Below are 18526 nucleotides of genomic sequence, written 5' to 3'. Positions count from 1 at the left end.
AGGTATGAAGAATCTGTTGAAACTTATTTGCCTGACCGGCTTTGCGGTATTGATGACCGGTTGTAGCTCTTATAGCTATTATCAGGTGGAATCGAACTTCAAAATGAGCGCAGCGGCCGACCGAGTGCCCGCCACTATTACCAAAGGTCAGGGTTTTGCAGCCAATTTCCCGCGTATTACCACTATAGCTGTGAAAGCGCCGGACTTTTGTGTCAGTGAATCTCAGTCACAACGCACAGGTACAGCCCGGGCTGAAACCAACGTCATGCAAACCACTTGTGGTGTCGAAATGGCACAAATTGAAAGCTCGTTAGCCAAAGCTGGTTTTGGTGTGATTAGCTGGAAAGTGCTGCAAAACGAAATGACAGTCTCTACTTCCCATCTGGATGCGGCAAAAAAACTCAGAGCCGATGCGATGTTCCAGATTAACTCACTAGAGCGAGGTGTCACTCAGGCAGGCCAGGACGCCCGTTGGGACAGACGTTTTTACAACACATCTGATGGAGGTAAAGTTCCAACTGCTGTCGACAGTTACATGGCCAATTTACTCGACACCTACGCCAAACAAAACGAACAGGCCATGATTGCAGGTATTGAGGTATTAAGCGCCAGTATTAATGCCAGCGTCACCTTAGTGGAAAATGGCCGCGCCATCTGGTTTTACGAGTGGAACAATGTGCAATCGCAGGAAGACGCTGATCAAATCGTAGCTAACACCTATGTCTACTGTATTGACGGCTACTGCCAGCCTTACGTGCCGCAGCAGTACGCGGCTTATAACGATCAACTGGTTCAGGGCACCAGTGATGCAGTGTCGATTGGCGCCAAAGCAGCAGACCGCCGCCGAGCAGTGCATGATAAGCTGATGAAGCAAGTAGTGGAAGATATGGTGGGACGTTTTACTTTGTAGTTGGTTTATCAACACTCTGCATCAACGAAGCCGCTTTTACTGCGGCTTTGTTTTTGGTTTTCGGCCCTAAACCACCTACTTCAGTAGGTGGTTATCATCCAAAAGGCTTTGCCTGAAACTCTGTTTGTATTTTTCTTATGAGCTATACCAAGCTGGGATTAGGCATCAAGTTCTTTGGCACAGACTAAATAAAAAAGTAACGGACGCTGCAGTTGCTCAGTTACTCGACAAAGGGCCCCTTTTAGGGGCTTAACACAAAGCCACCTTCTTCAGAAGGTGGATTCTTTACAGGGCTCAGTTAGGTTAAAAGCTTTCGCCTTTGGCAACGCTTGCTTTGAGCAGTTGTAGGTTGTACTCGACGCGAAGCGGCAGTACAACAATGAGGCTGTCGGCAGTAAATATATTAAGGCTATGAATTTAGAGCGTTTCGCCGCCGGCGAGATACTTTCTTTTGCTTCGCCAAAAGAAAGTATCCAAAGCAAGAAAGTGCAGGAAGCACTTTCTAACAGCCGAAGGCTGGCCCGCAGGGTGAATTGCATGGATGCAATTCATAAAAGGCGACCCCAGGTCGCAGCGACAACGCTTGCGTTGAACAGCTTTAGCTTGCTCCTAATGGGGATTTGGTGCCAGTAGTTGGAAATTCTTTTTTCCTGATAGGTTCAAAGATCGGAAAACGGAAATTATGTGCACCACAAGACATGCTTCTGAGTTTTCTCTTAGGTTTCTAAATTCATTGTGCCCATATGCTCTACGTTCTCAGTATCGGTAAATATTTCGAAGTAACCATTTGACTTTAGGTATCTTCTTTAAATTTTCTAGCTTTTCACTTTCATTGGTCCACCTGATTGCTTCAACTAATTCGTTGTGGCATACCAAATCTAATGTTCTAAATATGGGAGGTTCTTCAGACTCAATAGATAAACGTATCGCGGTCGCTTCATCTAAGTTTTCCTTAGTTACTTGTGCTGTTTTGCAAAATCGTTTTTCTAAGTCTATGAAACGATTTTTTAGATCTCTGTGCAGCCAAGCAGCTTTAGACGTACCAATTACTAGATCAAGAGTGTTAAAAACAGCGACGGCAAACATTAACCAAGGAGCAAACTCTTTCATATGTGAACTTAGTAAAGCAGCCATGGCAGACGAACTGAGTAGCACATTCATTCCTGTAACAACTCTGTTAAAGTCTTCGAAAAAAGCTTGGCGCGCCATGTGATAACGTATAGAACGTCGAATATCCCAAGTTAACTCCCACTGCTTGTCTTGTAATTCGTTTTCTCTATCTTGCTCGTTCATGAAAGCCTACCATTTATTGAATCTCAATGTCTGGAGGGAAGATACGTACTACCTTTTGCCGCCATTGCCATTGGTGTCTCCGCTAGTTCCCGGCCTCTTTGGAACTGCAGTTGTATTTGATACGGTATTGTCAGAAAAAGTATCCCGACTTTTGCCACCGTCACCGCTATTATTACCAACGCGATTTTTAAAGTCTTCGTTACTCGGACGGGGCTGGCTATTTGGAGGGGTATTTGGTTTTGTCACTTATTACTCCTTAACACTAACTGAAATTTTTTCATACTTTAAAAAGGTTAAGTTATTTAATGAGATTTGAATAGAGGGCATCGATTAACATTTTCGGAGATGTCTTATCTTACAACGAAGAGAATAAGTCTAATGTGATGGCTTTATAGTACATTTGCACATAGTTTGCAGCTTTAATGTAACGTACAAAGTGTACCCCTGGCCCTCAAATTTAGCGTGGAAAGTGGTGCAACTGGTTGACGCAACCAGTGCATTTTTCTCGTGATGAAATTTGGTGTTAACACTGCGAAATTAAACGCCGAGCCACGCTTTTGATTGGGTAATTAGCTGGTACATTGTTGTATGGCTGCGTTTTGCAAATCCAGCCCAATAAGTTACGCCAGACATAATTTTATTTGTTAAATGTACAGTGTTCCTCTTAGACCTCATGCCATTTAAGCTGCTGTTCAATGTCGCATCAATAATACCTGATTCGAGAGCCACTTTTATACGCCATTCAAAACTTGTTTTGTTTACTGATACCAATGGATCGGTGTTATTCCAATGCATCACTTTTCTACACTGTAAATCAAAGTGTTGGTATTGAGTTCCTGACAACTTATGAGTGGAGTAACCTTGTGAAATTACATCTGCTAACAAAGCTTCGCATATTGAAGCGTAATCAATTATTTGCGCTCTAACGTGGGCATATTGCTCTTCATTTGTGGCAAGTAATGCTAAGCCAAGTTTGTATAACCATCGAGTACCATAAAGAGTCTCCGATAGTGCTTTGCGTAGATCAGCATTTTGGACATGCGAAAACTCGTCGCTTTCTAGCTCGGCTGTAGGCTTGATGTCCTTTTTGGCGAATTCAGCCATTGCATCTATAAACACTTGACCAAACTGTTCTTGTATTTTTTTGTCTGACATATGATATTTCCATGTTGTTGTGTACTGACTCTTGCTAAAAGGTACCGCGCTTGCGAGTCGGCACTTCTTCGCATTCTTCCCTGATTTTGAACTATACCAAACTAGCTCCAATGTACCTGTTTTTCAATGTTTTTTTCTAAAACATGATAAATCACGTTCGACAGATGCTATACAGACAGGACGCTAGCGGTGCTTCCACTCGCTCAGACGAAATAACTGACGATTGCAACCAGTGACTATCTAAGATTTCAGGCTGCTGCAGTAGTGTTTGCAGAGTCCAGAGGCGAGGCATCAGCCCGCTTTAACAACTTATTCACCAAACTAAACCAACTCTCTGTGGTCTGCGTATACTATGGACTATTGATAACAAGCAGCGAGAGCTTTTATGTTAACTGAATCTGCTTTAGTGGTTCGCAGCGCGCTGGAAGCTGCTGGGCTGGAAACGCCTATGTTGGACAATGGTCTGTCGAATGATCAGAAGAAACAGCGTTTAACTGAATTAATGACGCAAGTGGTGCATACCCTTGGCTTGGATTTAACAGATGATAGTCTGGCGGAAACGCCTGCCCGTATTGCCAAGATGTATGTGGACGAAGTGTTTTCTGGTTTGGATTACAGCACTTTTCCGAAGATTTCGATGATCGACAATAAAATGCGTGCTGAAGAAATGGTGAAGGTGCAGAACATTAGTTTTACCAGCACCTGTGAGCACCATTTTGTCACCATAGATGGCACCGCTACTGTTGCTTATATACCGGGCCAGAAGATTATTGGTTTGTCGAAGCTGAACCGTATAGTGCGGTTTTTTGCGCAGCGGCCGCAGGTGCAGGAGCGTTTAACTCAGCAAATACAGGTTTCGTTACAAGCGTTGTTGGGTGTAAAAGACGTGGCTGTTAGCATTGATGCTGTGCATTATTGTGTGAAGTCCCGTGGCGTTATGGACACCAGTTCCAGTACTAAAACTATGGCGTTGGGCGGTGCTTTTAAAACCGATGCCGCAACTCGCTCTGAGTTTTTATCGAAGTTTTAAACTGGTTCTGAAGCTTCTCAGCTGGCACACTGGCAAGCTGTATTATTGCCTGAGACTAAAACCATGTTGGCCGGTATTCATCATGTGGCGCTGATTTGCAGTGATTATCAGCGCTCAAAACATTTTTACACTGAAATTCTGGGCTTAAACGTTCTGGCTGAACATTACAGAGCTGAACGCTTGTCTTACAAACTGGACTTGCAGTTGCCTGATGGTAGTCAACTGGAGTTATTTTCTTTCCCAAATCCGCCGCCTCGCCCCAGCACACCTGAAGCTCAGGGTTTACGTCATCTGGCTTTTCAGGTGCTGGACGTCGCTCAGGTGGTCACACATTTAGAGCAGCATGGTATTGCAGTGGAGCCTGTGCAGATTGACCCGTACACTGAGCGTGCTTACACCTTTTTTAAAGACCCTGACGGTTTGCCGTTGGAGTTGTACCAGATACTGCCAGCTGAGCTACGGCGTTAAAATCAAAAGCAGGTGCGGCTTTAGGTTGCACTGCCAGATAATCAAAGCCCAGAGCAGCCGCTATAGTGGCGGCCATCTGGCCTTGTCGCCAGCTTTGTGCTGTACGGATTAAACCTGCAGCCGGAATAGCTGGCCCTATAGCTGCCAGCCACACCTGTTCTGAACCGGCAATTTGTGGCACCGGCCCTTTGTAACCTGGTACAGCTGCGCCTTTACCGTGGGAGCGCCATTGGGCTGCTTCGCCACGGCCGTGATCAGTACTGATCAGTAAAGTAGTTTGGTCACGGTAATAAGGGTCGTTTTGTAATTCCTGCCATAAGTCGGCAATAAACTGATCGCTGCGGTGAATTGCCGCCAGATACTGATCGTATTGGCCTAAATGGGCAAAATCGTCAGCTTCACCTAAAGCGATATACAACAGTTTAGGTTTATGTAAGCGCATATGTTCCAGTGCAAACTCCTGAGTAAAAACATCCAGCCGCACAGTCGCAAAAGGGCTTGGCGTTTTGGCTTGCAACTGATTCAGATACTGTTGTTTTTCACTCAATTTGCCTTGTTCCGGCATAAAACCGGCGTTCACCGTCAGGCCCGAGCGCTTTGTATTCAGAATATAAGGGAATAACTCCCAGGAGCCAAAAGCTGCCACTTTATGCTGCAGCTGGGGTTGTTGATTTAGCCATTCCAGTACTGTGACATTGGGGTTGGCTATTTTGTTGTTGCTGCGAATCGCCGGGTCGGCAAAACCAGCCAGTAATTCCTGATAACCAGGGTAAGAAATTTGATACGAGTTGCTGACATTGATGCGTGAACCCTGACTGCGGTCGCCCAGGGTTATGCCTTGCTGGTTCACGGTTTGATGCAAAAACGGCATTAAAAGCTCAGGTTTGCCTGGTATAAACTGACGGATAAGCTCCGGCGTTTTAACCCACTCTGGTTGCTGATAAAGCGCTGGGTCTGCTCCGGCAAAGACTTCCTGCCAGCGCACACCATCTATGCTCACCAGTACTACTTTAGGTTCTGCTTTTACACTAAGCGGCAACAATACCAACAGCCCTATAAGCCAGTTCAACTTCATTAGAAAGCCCCAACAGCAGTGGATTGGGGCCGATCCTGCCAGTTGAAGATGACAGCAAAGCTTAAAACTGATGGCAATTCGGTGACATCAATAGTATTCAGGCTAAAAAAGCTTGCGTTGCTTCTGATCTGCGCTGAAGATAGCCATCTATAAAAATAGCCGTCTGGAAGTGTATCAGACGGTAGAAATCCAGATCCCAAGGTGCGTGTTTATGTCCGATTTTAGTTTTCAGCAGGCCTTTGAATGGCTGAGTTCTGCCATAGCCTCAGTGGTGTTTTATGCCATTCCTGTCAATGGTGCTGCTTTGCCTGTCACTGTGCTTTGGCTGGTGCTGGGCGCTGTGGTTTTTACCTGTTATTTAGGTTTTATCAATATTCGTGGTTTTCGCCATGCCATTCGCGTGTTACGTGGTGACTATACGGACAAAACCGCCAAAGGTGATATTACGCAGTTTCAGGCGTTGTCAGCGGCTTTATCCGGCACAGTGGGCACTGGCAATATTGCTGGTGTGGCAGTGGCTATCGCTTTGGGTGGGCCAGGCGCTACTTTCTGGATGATAGTGGCTGGCTTTTTGGGCATGACCACTAAGTTTGTTGAATGTACGCTGGCGGTGAAATACCGGGTCTATAACGCCGATGGTTCGACGTCCGGTGGCCCTATGTATTACATCAAAGCGGCTTTGGATAAATATGGTTTGCCACGGCTGGGTAGTTTTTTAGCGGCCTTTTTTGCTATTGCCTGTGTGTTTGGCTCTGCTGGTTTTGTCCATGTGAATCAGGGGTTTTCTCAGGTCAAGCTGGTGACAGGTTTTGACAATGCCTGGGTATTTGGTTTGGTGTATTCGTTTTTAGTGGGGCTGGTGATAGTCGGTGGTATTAAAAGTATTGCCCGTGTCACCAGTAAATTAGTGCCTTTGATGTGTGCTATTTATTTGTCGGCCGCTTTTGTCTTTCTGGTGATGCACTTTGATGCTATTCCGGCTGCAATCTGGACCATATTACACAGTGCTTTTGCGCCAGAAGCTGCTTATGGTGGTGTGATAGGGGTGATTATTCAGGGCTTTCGCCGCGCTGCTTATTCTAATGAGGCTGGTATAGGTTCATCCCCTATAGCGCATTCGGCGGCCCGCACTAAAGATCCGGTGTCTGAAGGTTTTGTCGGTTTACTGGAGCCATTCATCGACACCGTGGTGATTTGTACTATATCGGCACTGGTGATCGTGGTCAGTGGCGTGTATTTACAGCCAGGTCTGGATGGTGTGCAAATGACCTCTGCCGCTTTTGGCTCAGTGTTTGACTGGTTCCCGCTGGTGCTAATGGTCGCGCTATTGTTGTTTGGCTATTCAACAGTAGTGAGTTGGTCTTTTTATGGCTTAAAGTCCTGGACTTACTTATTTGGCCACAGCGATTTTACTCAGCGTAGTTTTAAAGTGCTGTTTTGTTCAGTCGTCGCTATAGGGGCTGTGCCTAATATGCTGGCGGTATTTGATTTTATCGACTCGATGATCTTTTTAATGGCGGTGCCGAATATTCTGGCCTTGTATTTGTTATTGCCGGAAGTGAAGCAGGATTTAAAAGCCTACCTTTTAAAACATAAGGGCTGAAGCATAAGAGCCAGGACATAAAATTAAGTGACAAAAAAGGCAGCATAAAAATGGCTGCCTTTTTTGTTTAAAGCCGGATCTTACTTAGCAAGATAGGCATAAGCGGTTATAAAAGCCGTTTCCTGAAAACCTTTTAATCCTGTTTCCTTAAATACGATAGGCACAGGGTGGCGCGCCAGCTGCTCTTTAATAAAAGAACTGGTCAGAATTTCGGTGTTGACATCAGGTAATAATTGCAGCGCTGCTTCCATCTTAAAACCAACGGCACCACCAGCAAACTTGCCTTTTTGCGGCCGTTCACGGATCACAAAAGTGTCGATTTTGTAGTCTTCTGCCAGTTTGGCAAACACAAACTGAAATTTTTTCATTTGTTCGCTGTCCTGATCTTTTAACAGCGGCAAACGCACAGTGCGGCAATCCGGAATATCAAACAGGCCGCTATCTATAGCCAATAAACACAAAATGGCTTCACTGCCTTTCATTTCAACACCACAAACGCGCATAGGGATTTCTCTGACTAACTCAAGTTGGGCATATTATGACAGCTTAATAAGGAAAAACTATAGCCAACCTCATTGATGTTAATTCTGAGGGCAGTTAATTGTAGGGGCGCGGGCTTGTCCCCGCCCGTATGAATATCCCCTAAGTAATTGCTGTCAGAGCTAGGCGGCTAGGGATTGAGACCCGGGGAGCATAGTTGTCCTATGTGACTGGGGCGAAAGCACGCAGTCAACAACGCTGCGGCTGCAAGTACGACGGGTATAATAAAAAAGCAGACAAACCTGACAGGGGGGGCGGTTTGCCTGCTCACAGTTACTTCAGACAGCAACTGCAATTCAGGCCGGGGAGCCACGTGAATTGCAATCACAGTCTTTTACTGCTGAAAATCTTCGTTTTCGATATCCCACTGGCTAACCGAAAGCTGACGGTAAAAAGACCAGTGCTGTAGTAACCAATTTAACCAATGCTCATAAACGTCGTGATCTTGCGGTATATGGAATGACATAACAGTCTCCTTCTAAACTTGGGCGCTTAAATAAATAGCGCCCAGTCTAGTGTCTCAAGATGACAATACCTTTTCAGTCTGTCACGCTTAAGGTTGACGCTGTGTACACAGGGCTGACGGCCTTAATTTTTTCATTTAAAAGCGCCAGGTTGTGCTGGTTGATCTCGCTTTGCTCCAGTGTGGTGGCCTGTTGAAAATCAGCTAAAGCTGCAACAGGATCCTGACCCATCAAACGGGCCACACCACGGTTAGTGTGAGCAAAAGAGCGCATTTCGCGTTTGTAGCTGCTGTCTGAACCTTCGGCGCGACGGGCGGCATAAATGGCTGAACTGCATGCCTGCTCTGCCTGTTTAAACTCCGCCATATGAGTGTATGCAACACATAAGCTCATATGTTTGCTGAACGCATCAGCCTGCTTGTCTGTAGCTGTCGCTTCTGCAACGCCTTCCTGGTACAGACCAGCTTTAATTTTGCTAACACCCGGGGTATCTTCAATTAACACCATTTTGAAACCGCCGGTTGTTGCTGTGGCGACAAAAGAACTTGAGGCCAACAGCATCACTGCTACTTTTTTGCCAAAGCTAAGGGATGTCGCTTTCATAATTTACTCTCCAGTACTCATCAGTAATTTCATTTCAAAGTGCAGGTTATTCACTGCACTGTGCTTACTTTAGAAAGTTACTGACGAACTGACAAAGGATATAAATCCACCTGACAAGTGAGAAAAATTCATCTGTGGTGCAACAAAAAATGTAACCTGAAGTTGATAAGCAGTGTTTCTGTGGGAGTTTTGCGATATAGAGGTTGGGTTTGGAGTCAGCTGTTACCTACATCCCTGTAGCTAACAACACCTATAAAAAACAAGGCCGCGCTCAAAGAAGCATAGAGTTAAAATGCACGCTGAAAACTTTGTAAAATCCAATCCACCAATAACTGAATTTGCGGTTTATTTGGGTCTGTCTCGTGTTGCACCAGATAATACTTGTCGCGACTTTCCAGTTCTTCACTGAACAGACGTTTTAAGCTGCCACTGGCAAACCAGGATTGACTGATAGGCCAGGGCACCAGAGCTATGCCTAATCCCTGCTGAGCTGCCCGGGCTACACTGAACATACTGTCGAGCTGGATCACTTGTTTTGGAGTAAATACTTCCATTTCCAGCTGTTCTGCCCATTGATGCCAGGACCAGGGTCTGGCCTGATGCACCAGACAAGGCACTTTGGTTAAAGCCTCAAAACCCAGGCCACTGAGTTGTTGATATAACGCCGGATTACAGGCAGGGACATAGCTTATCGGAAATAACTCATAAGCTATTTTGTCTGTGGGTTTACTGCTGGCCAATAAAATCTGCAGATCGGTATGTTTAGCCGGATCCTGCCGCGATTTGATGGTTTCAACTTTCAGGTTGATATCTGGATGTTGTTCTGACCAACCTACTAAACGCGGTACAAAAAGCTCACTGGCAAAAAATTCTGGCATCGAAATACTGATTTCAGTCGGATTTTTCTGCTGGCTAAAAGTACGTAAGGTTTGTTCCAGCTCCCGCATCAAAGGCAGCAGGGCCTGATAAAAGGCCTTGCCTTGAGCGGTCAGCTCTACTGACCGGGTTTGGCGCAAGAACAAATCCAGCCCAAGCTCAGATTCCAGTTGTTTAATTTGATGGCTGACAGCTGAAGGAGTCAGATACAACTGGCGAGCGGTTTCTTTAAAACTTAAACAGTCGGCTGCGACACAAAAACAGCGCAGGCCGCGCATCGAGCTATGGATGGCCATAGATATTCACAATTGTTACCAAAGACGCTGAACTTAAGCAAAAACGGAACCACAAGTTCACACCTTTGATTATAAAAGAGTTTTTTATCAGGCCGCACAGGGATTGAACCTGCTTGCGTCATTGATGCACCAAAATGAGGCGCCACTGCCTGTAAAAGTCTGTTAGACCGGCAGCGCTCAGAACCCTTAGTTAAATTGATTGGCCGCTTTAATGCGTTCCAATTCGCAGGCAATTAAAAATTGCCATGTCTCCAGATGCCGCTTAGCGCTGTCAATGCTGTCTCCCCAAACATAAAGGCCATGGCCACGGATCAAAAAGGCATAAGCTAAGGTTTCGCGCTCAAAGCGTTGGTGCAATTCCTGCAGAGTCAGCTCGGTACTTTGTGGATCCAAAATAGCCAGAGGGCAACAGCTGCGCTGTGCTGCAGTGGCCGCAACTTGCTGTTGTAATTCGTACCCTACAAACAGATGTTGATCGGCTTTGATTAAGCGGGAAAATACCGTCGCTTGCAGATCATGAGTTTGCAGCACTACTTTATGTTGAGGCTTTAACTGATACAAAAACTGATGGATAGCTGTTGCGGTATCGCTTTCGTTTGGGTTTGCCCAATCGTACGACACTAAATCTGCCGGGCTTAACTCGCTTTTATCTTTGTCTGATGCGGTGAAAAGCGCGCTATGCTCAGAGGTGCGGACAGAAAAAAGTCCGCTGCCTGACGGCAACCATTGGCGTTGTGTTATCCAGCGGCCTAAAGTACAGAGCTGGATTGCATAAGGGTTTAATTGATGGGTTTGCAGAGATTGATTCATCTTGATGTTTAGACGTCTACACATAAAACTGTCTGGATGATAGCATTCGTTCCATTGTCAGGCCAGTCAGTTTTGTACTGTTTTTGTGCTGTTTTGAGATTAACTTATGAAGTTACAAAGTAAATTACCCGCCTTAGGTACCACTATTTTCAGCCAAATGTCGCAGCTGGCAGCTGAGCATCAGGCTATTAATTTATCTCAGGGCTTTCCTGATTTCCCATCCAACCCGCGATTGATCGAATTATTGGCGGCATCTGCCCGAGCTGGCCTGAATCAGTATGCGCCCATGCCCGGTGTGCTGGCGCTACGACAACAAATCGCAGCTTTGGTGCAAAGCTGTTATCAGCGGGAACTTTGTGCTGAGCAGCAAATAACAGTGACCAGTGGTGCCACTGAAGCTTTATTTGTGGCTATTCAGACCTTGGTTCGTGCCGGTGATGAAGTGATCGTCTTTGATCCTGCGTATGACAGTTATCAACCTGCTGTGGAGTTGGCGGGCGGTTTTACTGTGCATGTGCCTTTGTTGCCGCCTTTGTATCAGGTGGACTGGGCGCAACTGGAAAAACAAATCAGTAAAAAAACGCGGCTGATCATAGTCAACAGCCCGCATAACCCAACAGGGGCAGTATTTAGTCATCAGGACTGGTTAGCTCTGCAGGCTCTGGTATTAAAACACCGTTTGTATTGCATCAGCGATGAAGTCTACGAGCATTTGGTCTTTGATGGATTGGCGCAGCACAGTGCGAATCAGTACCCTGAACTGGCCGATCGCACAGTGATAGTCTCGTCTTTTGGTAAAACCTTTCATGTCACCGGCTGGAAGCTGGGTTATGCCGTAGCTCCGGTTGAGCTGACTGCTGAATTTCGTAAAATTCATCAGTATGTCACTTTCTCCAGTTTCACTCCGGCTCAGCATGCGATTGCCCACTTACTGACTGAACAGCCGGAAGAGGTGAAAGGGCTGGCCGCGTTTTATCAGCAAAAACGTGATCAGTTCCAGCTGGGTTTAGCGGATTCGGCCTGGAGTTTATTGCCTTGTCGTGGCAGTTATTTTCAACTGGCCGATTACAGCGCATTCAGTGATTTGGACGATGTGGCTTTTTGTCAGTGGTTAACCCGTGAGCATAAAGTGGCGGCTATTCCGTTGTCGGTGTTTTACCGACAGCCGCCCAGTCAGCGTATCATTCGTTTTTGTTTTGCTAAAGAGCCTCAGACTTTAACTCAAGCGACGGAGATTTTATGTCAGTTATCCGTGTTGCGTTAATCCAGTCCGAACTGGTCTGGCAGAACAGCGCCGCGAACCACAGATATTTTGAACAGCAAATAAAACAGCATAAGGACGTGCAGCTTTTTATCTTGCCTGAGATGTTTAATTCAGGTTTTAGCATGGATTCAACTGTTATTGCTGAAACTATGGAAGGGCTTACAGTACAATGGATGCAGCAGCAGGCTAAGTTATCAGAAGCTGCTATTTGTGGTTCTGTCGCTATTTCGGCCCAAGGTCAGATTTTTAACAGATTATTGTTTGTTACTCCTGACGGTGCAGTGCAGTTTTATGACAAACGCCATTTGTTTCGGATGGGGGGCGAGCCGCAACATTATCAGGCGGGTACAGAGCGGGTGATCGTCTCTTACCTTGGCTTTCGGTTTTGTTTGCAGGTTTGTTACGACTTACGTTTTCCGGTGTTTGCCCGCAATCAGCAGGATTACGATGTGCTGATTTATGTGGCGAACTGGCCGGAACCACGGCGTCAGGTTTGGCGCACTTTGTTGCAGGCTCGCGCTATTGAAAATCAGGCTTATGTGCTGGGTTGTAATCGTATCGGGTCGGATGACAACGGCTTAACTTATAGCGGTGACAGCATGGTAGTGGATTATTTAGGTCAAATTCAGGCTGAACTTCCTGTCAGGCAAAGTGGTGTGGTGCTGGCAGAGCTGGATCTGGCTGCTTTACACCAATTTAAACAGAAATTTCCAGCCTATCTGGACGCAGACCCTTTTGTATTCACGCCTTCATTTTAGGGAGAACCCATGTATCAGCGGCAAGTGACGGTACTGGTGTATTTAAGTTTTATGTTATTGGGTTTACTCAGTATTTTATGGGGCATTCTGTTGCCCGATATGATGAAGCAACTGCAGATGTCGCCCGCTGCCAGTGGGTTGTTTTTTGCCTGTTTGTCGATGGGTTCTATTACCGGTGCCTTTTTAGGCGGCAAATATGTGCAGAAATTTGAATTTGTGCCCTTGTTTGCCGTGTTATTACTGACGCTTGTGGTACTGATTATTGGTGCATCTCTGGTGCAGTTCTGGCCTTTGTTATTGGTTTTTGTCTTTGCTTTGGGTTTAACCTGTTCAGGCCTCTTTACTATTGGTCATACCCTGATCGCCCGGCTTTATGTGGCAAAACGCGCCCGTATGATGGGTTTTATGGATTTTATGTTCAGCTTAGGGACTTTAGCTGCGCCCTTATATGTAGTGGTGTTGTATTGGGGTATTGAAGACTGGCGCTGGCCACTGCGTTTATTAGCTGTGATGCTGGCAGGTACTGCGGCTTATGCCTGGTATTTGGGTCGTACCCATCAAAGTCCTGCTCATATGACGTACACCAAAGGCAGTTTGTCTTATCGTCAGGTGATGAAAAAACCGGTATTTTTTGCTTTGGCTTTAATGATGTTTGGTTACGGTGCGGTGGAGTGGGGCCATGGCAATTGGTTTGTCACTTACGCCAGCCAGGGCTTAGCGTTAAGCACTGAGCAGTCGCGCTTAATTTTTGCCTTTTTTACCGGCGGTATGGTGCTGAGCCGGTTGAGTTTTTCATTATTTTTACGTTGGTTTAGCAGCGCGCAGTTGCTGATGATGCTGGTGATCTGTGCTTTTTGTGGGGCTGTTTTAGTAAAAATCACCGCTGTACCCGCTTTATTGCAACTGGGGAACTTTGCTTTGGGTTTTGGTTTAGGAGCAATATTCCCGCTGATGTTAACGGCAGCTATGGATCTGGACAGTGACAATGGTCCGGTGTTGTCTGGTCTTGCCAATATTGGCGGTGCCATTGGTTATCAGGCCGCAGCTTTGGGCACAGGTTTGGCTGCACAACAAGTGGGTATAGCCACAGCCTATTGGCTGATCCCTATACTGGCCGTATGGCTTCTGGGGACTGTCAGTTATTTCAGCTATTTGTTGCATAAAAAACATACGCAAGCAGTACAAGTTTAACTTTTTTGCTGCATTTGTTGGTTTTATCACCAGCTGGCTCTTGATTCTGAACGGCTTTAGGCGCATAACCTAAGGCCGTATGACCTGCAAAAATTTAAACTATGACTACACGTATTCAATGGGCTGAATTAGCCCTCGCTGCCAAAGCAGCATCCGAACAGGCCTATGCGCCTTACAGCAAATTTCCGGTAGGTGTCGCAGTACAAGCCAGCAGTGGCAAAATCTATTCTGGTTGTAATGTTGAAAACGCGTCTTATGGCGGCACTATTTGCGCCGAGCGTAATGCTATAGCCGCAGCTGTAGTGGCCGGTGAGCGTCAGTTTGTCGGCCTGATGGTCTACACCCCGCAAGAACAACTCACCCCGCCTTGTGGCATTTGTCGTCAGGTGATCGCTGAGTTTTTTACACCGGACAGTCCGGTACGCAGCTGCAATCATTTAGAACAACAGCAGGAATGGACGCTGGAACAATTATTACCCAGCGCTTTTACCCCGTTGTTTCTGGCCAATAGCAAAAAATTCTGACTCTGGAGTGCATTGTGTTATTACCTCAGGAAATTATTAAACAAAAACGTAATGGTGGCGCTTTGACAGAAGCGGCTATACAGCAATTTGTCCGTGGTTTAACGGATCAAAGTTTCAGTGAAGGCCAGACCGCTGCCTTGGCTATGGCTATTTATCTGAACGGCATGAGCACAGCAGAAACTGTGGCATTAACCCGTGCTATGCAGCATTCAGGTGCTGTGATGAACTGGACAGATATGCTGGATGGTCCAGTTGTGGATAAACACAGTACTGGCGGTGTGGGTGATAAAGTCAGCTTAATGCTGGCCCCTATGATCGCGGCCTGTGGCGCTTATGTGCCTATGATCGCTGGTCGTGGCTTAGGCCATACCGGTGGCACTATCGACAAACTGGAAGCTATTCCGGGTTACCAGTGCCAGCAGCCTTTAGATAAAATTCAGCAGCTGGTGAAACAACAAGGTTGCGTCATCGTCTCGCAAAGTGGCGAGCTGGCCCCGGCTGACCGCCGTCTGTATTTAATCCGTGATGTTACAGCCACTGTCGAATCTATTCCTTTGATCACCGCTTCTATTTTGTCGAAAAAACTGGCGGCTGGCCTGCAAGCGCTGACAATGGATGTGAAAATTGGCTCTGGCGCCATTATGAAAAATGTCGCTGATGCTTCAGCTTTGGCCAAAAGCATAGTGAACACCGCCAAAGGCGCTGGAGTGCCAACTCAGGCTCTGTTAACTGATATGAACCAGACTTTGGGTGCAACAGCAGGCAATGCGCTGGAAATACTGGAAACGCTGGATTATTTGACCGGCAAATACCGTGAACCTCGTTTGCATCAGGTAACTTTAGAATTAGGCGCCAGCATGTTGCAATTAGGCGGCTTGTTTAAAGATAAAACCAGCGCTATAGCTGCGTTGGAGCAAAGTTTAACTTCAGGTAAAGCAGCGGAGATTTTCAGCAAAATGGTGGCTGCTCAGGGCGGACCAGCAGACTTGCTGGAAAAACCGGAGCTGTATCTGGCCAAAGCCAAAGTAGTACTGGATATCACAGCACCTGTTGCCGGTTATCTGAACAAAGCCGATACCACTGCTATTGGTATGGCTGTGGTGCGTTTAGGTGGTGGCCGTGCTCACCCGGACCAGGTGATCAACATGGCTGTGGGCTTCAGCGATGTGAAAGCCTTGGGCGCACAAGTGACAGCAGGCGACCTGTTAGCACGGGTGCATGCCAATACAACGGAAGCCGCAGAGCATGCCAAAGCTGAGTATCTGGCGGCTTTAACTATTGAAACAACAGCGGCCACTATTGATCCAATTATTCACTTAGTGATTGATTAATAGTCAGAAAAACTGTTGAAAAAAGCCACTTGATGTGGCTTTTTTGCTATTTAATCTGAGCCAGGGTTCAGGTTTTCAGCTTGCGACGAACGACCTTGTTGCTGATAAAGGCATTTGCTACTGTACTGGCTTCTTTGCAGGGAGGCTGGATGAATAAGTTAAGTTGTTGTATTACGTTCATGTTATGGGCCTTTGCTGCTTCGGCCCAACCTTCAATGGTTTGGTACACCAGCCATTGGCCGCCTTATCGTATCAGTGAAGGGCCATACGCCGGACAAGGCTCTTTTGATTTGATGCTGAGTCAGCTGATTGACGCTTTGCCGCAGTATCAACATCAGATCAATCAAATCCATCTTGCCCGAATAGTCAAAGTGTCGGCCACCACCAGCGAAAATCACTGTACCTTTGGCTTGCGGTATACACCTGAGCGGGATCAGCGTACTTACTTTTCTCAGCCTGCTGCTATGTTGCCTAATCTGGCGATCAATGCTCTGCATGATCACAACACACTTAAAAGGCTGTACCCAGCGCAGGCGGTGCGGATGGAAACATTGACGAAGGATTCGGATTTGCTGGGCCTGATCGAAAATGACAGAGCTTACCCTGAGGTAATAGCAACACAGATTAATAAAAAAGGCAGCAACCTGGGCAGCAGCTCTATGACCACATTGAATCCCGCCCAGCTACTGGCTGCAAAACGCGTAGATTATGTAGTGGATTACCCTAACCGTTTACGGTATTTCAGTATCGAAGCAGGGCAGGATCTTAAACTGCAGTTCAGGTCCATAGCAGAGATACCAGGTTTTTCTTACACCTATGTCAGTTGTTCAAAATCGGATACCGGTAGGGGTTGGATTGAAGATATAGATACTGCTCTTACTAGATTAAAACAAAAGCCTGAGTATAAAAACGCCATGTATCGCTGGTTTTCAGAGCAGGAACAGCAACTGCTGGAACCGCATTATGACGGATTTCAGCAAGCCCGGCTTTTTGTACCAGAGCAGGCTGAAACCCGTTTGAGTGGTCTGTAGTAAGGTTTTAATGCAGCTTTAATCGTGGCCTGATGATTTTATTGATTTTACCGATCACCGAAATTACGACAGTGCGGAACCAGCCGTGCAAAGCCACCTGGTGCATACGATACAGCGATATATAAGCCATACGGGCAATACGGCCTTCGATCATCATAGCGCCACCTACCAGATTGCCCATCAGATTACCCACAGTGCCAAAACGGCTCAGTGAAATCAGTGAACCATGATCTCTGTAGTGATAAGCCGATTGCGCTTTGCCTGACAAAGCCGCCGTCAGGTTTTTAGCGACATGACTTGCCATCTGATGTGCTGACTGAGCCCGTGGTGGCACCCATTTGTTATCCGGTAGCGGACAACCAGCACAGTCACCTATCACATAAATCTGACTGTCGATACTGCTTTGTAATGTAGGTAATACCATCAACTGATTAATACGGTTGGTTTCTAAACCATCTAAGTCTTTCAGGAAATCCGGCGCTTTGATACCTGCAGCCCAGACCATCAGTTCAGCCTGTAAATGTTCATCCCCCAGTTGCAGGCCATGTTCATCTGCTGCTGTGACTTTGGTGTTAACCCGCACATCAACACCCAGTTTTAGTAGCTCTTTGTGTGCCGCTGCAGCTATACGTTCCGGCAGGGCCGGCAGAATACGAGGACCAGCTTCAATCACGGAGATTTTTAAGCGGTCACGTTTCATATCGTTAAAGCCATACAAATTCAGCTCTGCCGCGGCATGGTGCAGTTCCGCTGCCAGTTCAACACCAGTTGCGCCTGCGCCAACTATGGCGATATTCAGGTTCTCTTTCGGATGCAAAGGTGAGTTCAGCTTCAAATAAGCTTCAAGTAAACGGCGATGGAAACGATTGGCCTGAGCAGGGCTGTCGAGAAAAATACAATGTTCCTGCACACCAGGCGTATTGAAGTGATTCGACACACTACCAATGGCCAGTACCAGATAATCATAATGAATACGGCGCTCTTCCAATACCACTTCACCACTTTCATCCAGCACAGGCGCCAAAGTGACTTGTCGTTCTGTTCGGTTCAGGCCGGTAAAAGTACCAAGCTGAAACTCAAAGCCGTGTGCTCTGGCATGAGCACGATAAGTCACCTGATCAATATCCACATCCAAAGTGCCTGTCGCCACTTCGTGCAACAAAGGTTTCCAGATATGAGTCGAGTTTCTGTCAATCAGGGTAATAGCCGCTTTGCCCTTACGGCCAAATTTATTACCAAGGCGGGTTGCCAGTTCCAGTCCACCAGCGCCACCACCAATGACTACGATCTGCGGGGTTGTCATC

General features: G+C 46.5%; 19 protein-coding genes. 10 read left to right on the top strand and 9 right to left on the bottom strand.

What is annotated here, in order from left to right; all coding sequences use genetic code 11:
* Positions 1-4 precede the first annotated feature (4 nt).
* Complete coding sequence (locus P3C17_RS18180; protein WP_300930742.1) at positions 5-910, top strand: hypothetical protein; 906 nt, start codon at positions 5-7, stop codon at positions 908-910.
* A gap of 756 nt (positions 911-1666) precedes the next feature.
* Here P3C17_RS18180 and P3C17_RS18175 read toward each other — a convergent pair.
* Complete coding sequence (locus P3C17_RS18175; RefSeq protein ID WP_300930741.1) at positions 1667-2203, bottom strand: hypothetical protein; 537 nt, start codon at positions 2201-2203, stop codon at positions 1667-1669.
* A gap of 537 nt (positions 2204-2740) precedes the next feature.
* The gene (locus P3C17_RS18170; RefSeq protein ID WP_300930740.1) at positions 2741-3358 is read right to left on the bottom strand and encodes a hypothetical protein; all 618 of its coding nucleotides are present in this window, start codon (positions 3356-3358) and stop codon (positions 2741-2743) included.
* Between the two features lie 385 nt (positions 3359-3743).
* On the opposite strand from P3C17_RS18170, the gene folE reads away from it, so the two are divergent.
* Together folE and P3C17_RS18160 are read left to right on the top strand one after the other, a co-directional pair.
* Positions 3744-4388, top strand: a complete 645-nt coding sequence (gene folE / locus P3C17_RS18165) for a GTP cyclohydrolase I FolE (protein ID WP_300930739.1) — start codon at positions 3744-3746, stop codon at positions 4386-4388.
* A gap of 45 nt (positions 4389-4433) precedes the next feature.
* Positions 4434-4856 carry a VOC family protein gene (locus P3C17_RS18160; protein ID WP_300930738.1) on the top strand — a complete coding sequence of 141 codons (423 nt, stop codon included), beginning with the start codon at positions 4434-4436 and terminating at the stop codon, positions 4854-4856.
* Here P3C17_RS18160 and P3C17_RS18155 read toward each other — a convergent pair.
* The gene (locus P3C17_RS18155) at positions 4792-5931 is read right to left on the bottom strand and encodes an alkaline phosphatase family protein (RefSeq protein WP_300930737.1); all 1140 of its coding nucleotides are present in this window, start codon (positions 5929-5931) and stop codon (positions 4792-4794) included. The two genes, P3C17_RS18160 and P3C17_RS18155, sit on opposite strands and share 65 nt — an antisense overlap.
* A 211-nt stretch (positions 5932-6142) precedes the next feature.
* Here P3C17_RS18155 and P3C17_RS18150 point away from each other — a divergent pair, with 211 nt between their 5' ends.
* Positions 6143-7534 (top strand): alanine/glycine:cation symporter family protein, encoded by a 1392-nt coding sequence (locus P3C17_RS18150; protein ID WP_300930736.1) that lies wholly within the window; start codon positions 6143-6145, stop codon positions 7532-7534.
* Positions 7535-7614: 80 nt separating this feature from the next.
* Here the strand turns inward: P3C17_RS18150 and P3C17_RS18145 are convergent, their stop codons facing one another.
* From P3C17_RS18145 to P3C17_RS18125, 5 genes are all read right to left on the bottom strand, one after another.
* On the bottom strand, positions 7615-8037 hold the full coding sequence (locus P3C17_RS18145; protein WP_300930735.1) for a DUF3010 family protein: 423 nt from the start codon (positions 8035-8037) through the stop codon (positions 7615-7617).
* A 371-nt stretch (positions 8038-8408) separates the two neighbouring features.
* The gene (locus P3C17_RS18140) at positions 8409-8540 is read right to left on the bottom strand and encodes a hypothetical protein (protein ID WP_008897994.1); all 132 of its coding nucleotides are present in this window, start codon (positions 8538-8540) and stop codon (positions 8409-8411) included.
* 73 nt (positions 8541-8613) lie between these two features.
* Positions 8614-9141 (bottom strand): hypothetical protein, encoded by a 528-nt coding sequence (locus P3C17_RS18135; RefSeq protein WP_300930734.1) that lies wholly within the window; start codon positions 9139-9141, stop codon positions 8614-8616.
* A gap of 287 nt (positions 9142-9428) precedes the next feature.
* Positions 9429-10313, bottom strand: a complete 885-nt coding sequence (locus P3C17_RS18130; RefSeq protein ID WP_300930733.1) for a LysR family transcriptional regulator — start codon at positions 10311-10313, stop codon at positions 9429-9431.
* A gap of 186 nt (positions 10314-10499) precedes the next feature.
* Positions 10500-11123 (bottom strand): class II aldolase/adducin family protein, encoded by a 624-nt coding sequence (locus P3C17_RS18125; RefSeq protein ID WP_300930732.1) that lies wholly within the window; start codon positions 11121-11123, stop codon positions 10500-10502.
* Between the two features lie 106 nt (positions 11124-11229).
* Between P3C17_RS18125 and P3C17_RS18120 the strand changes: the two genes are divergently transcribed.
* From P3C17_RS18120 to P3C17_RS18095, 6 genes are all read left to right on the top strand, one after another.
* Positions 11230-12387, top strand: a complete 1158-nt coding sequence (locus P3C17_RS18120) for a methionine aminotransferase (protein ID WP_300930731.1) — start codon at positions 11230-11232, stop codon at positions 12385-12387.
* On the top strand, positions 12363-13145 hold the full coding sequence (locus P3C17_RS18115; protein WP_300930730.1) for an amidohydrolase: 783 nt from the start codon (positions 12363-12365) through the stop codon (positions 13143-13145). Before P3C17_RS18120 ends, P3C17_RS18115 begins: the two co-directional genes overlap by 25 nt.
* A 9-nt stretch (positions 13146-13154) precedes the next feature.
* Positions 13155-14336 (top strand): MFS transporter, encoded by a 1182-nt coding sequence (locus P3C17_RS18110; protein WP_300930729.1) that lies wholly within the window; start codon positions 13155-13157, stop codon positions 14334-14336.
* Between the two features lie 101 nt (positions 14337-14437).
* Positions 14438-14860 (top strand): cytidine deaminase, encoded by a 423-nt coding sequence (locus P3C17_RS18105; protein WP_300930728.1) that lies wholly within the window; start codon positions 14438-14440, stop codon positions 14858-14860.
* A gap of 14 nt (positions 14861-14874) precedes the next feature.
* Positions 14875-16191, top strand: coding sequence for a thymidine phosphorylase (gene deoA, locus P3C17_RS18100; RefSeq protein ID WP_300930727.1), 1317 nt, complete (start codon positions 14875-14877; stop codon positions 16189-16191).
* Between the two features lie 149 nt (positions 16192-16340).
* A complete protein-coding gene (locus tag P3C17_RS18095) occupies positions 16341-17222 on the top strand; it encodes a TIGR02285 family protein (protein ID WP_300930726.1) in 882 nt (293 codons plus the stop codon).
* Between the two features lie 7 nt (positions 17223-17229).
* On the opposite strand, the gene P3C17_RS18090 is transcribed toward P3C17_RS18095, so the two are convergent.
* The gene (locus P3C17_RS18090) at positions 17230-18525 is read right to left on the bottom strand and encodes an NAD(P)/FAD-dependent oxidoreductase (protein ID WP_300930725.1); all 1296 of its coding nucleotides are present in this window, start codon (positions 18523-18525) and stop codon (positions 17230-17232) included.
* Between the last annotated feature and the right edge of the window lies 1 nt (position 18526).

Source organism: Rheinheimera sp. 1928-s (genome assembly GCF_029269265.1).
In the GTDB taxonomy this organism is placed as follows: Bacteria; Pseudomonadota; Gammaproteobacteria; order Enterobacterales; family Alteromonadaceae; genus Pararheinheimera.
This window is presented reverse-complemented; position numbering and strand designations above follow the sequence as displayed.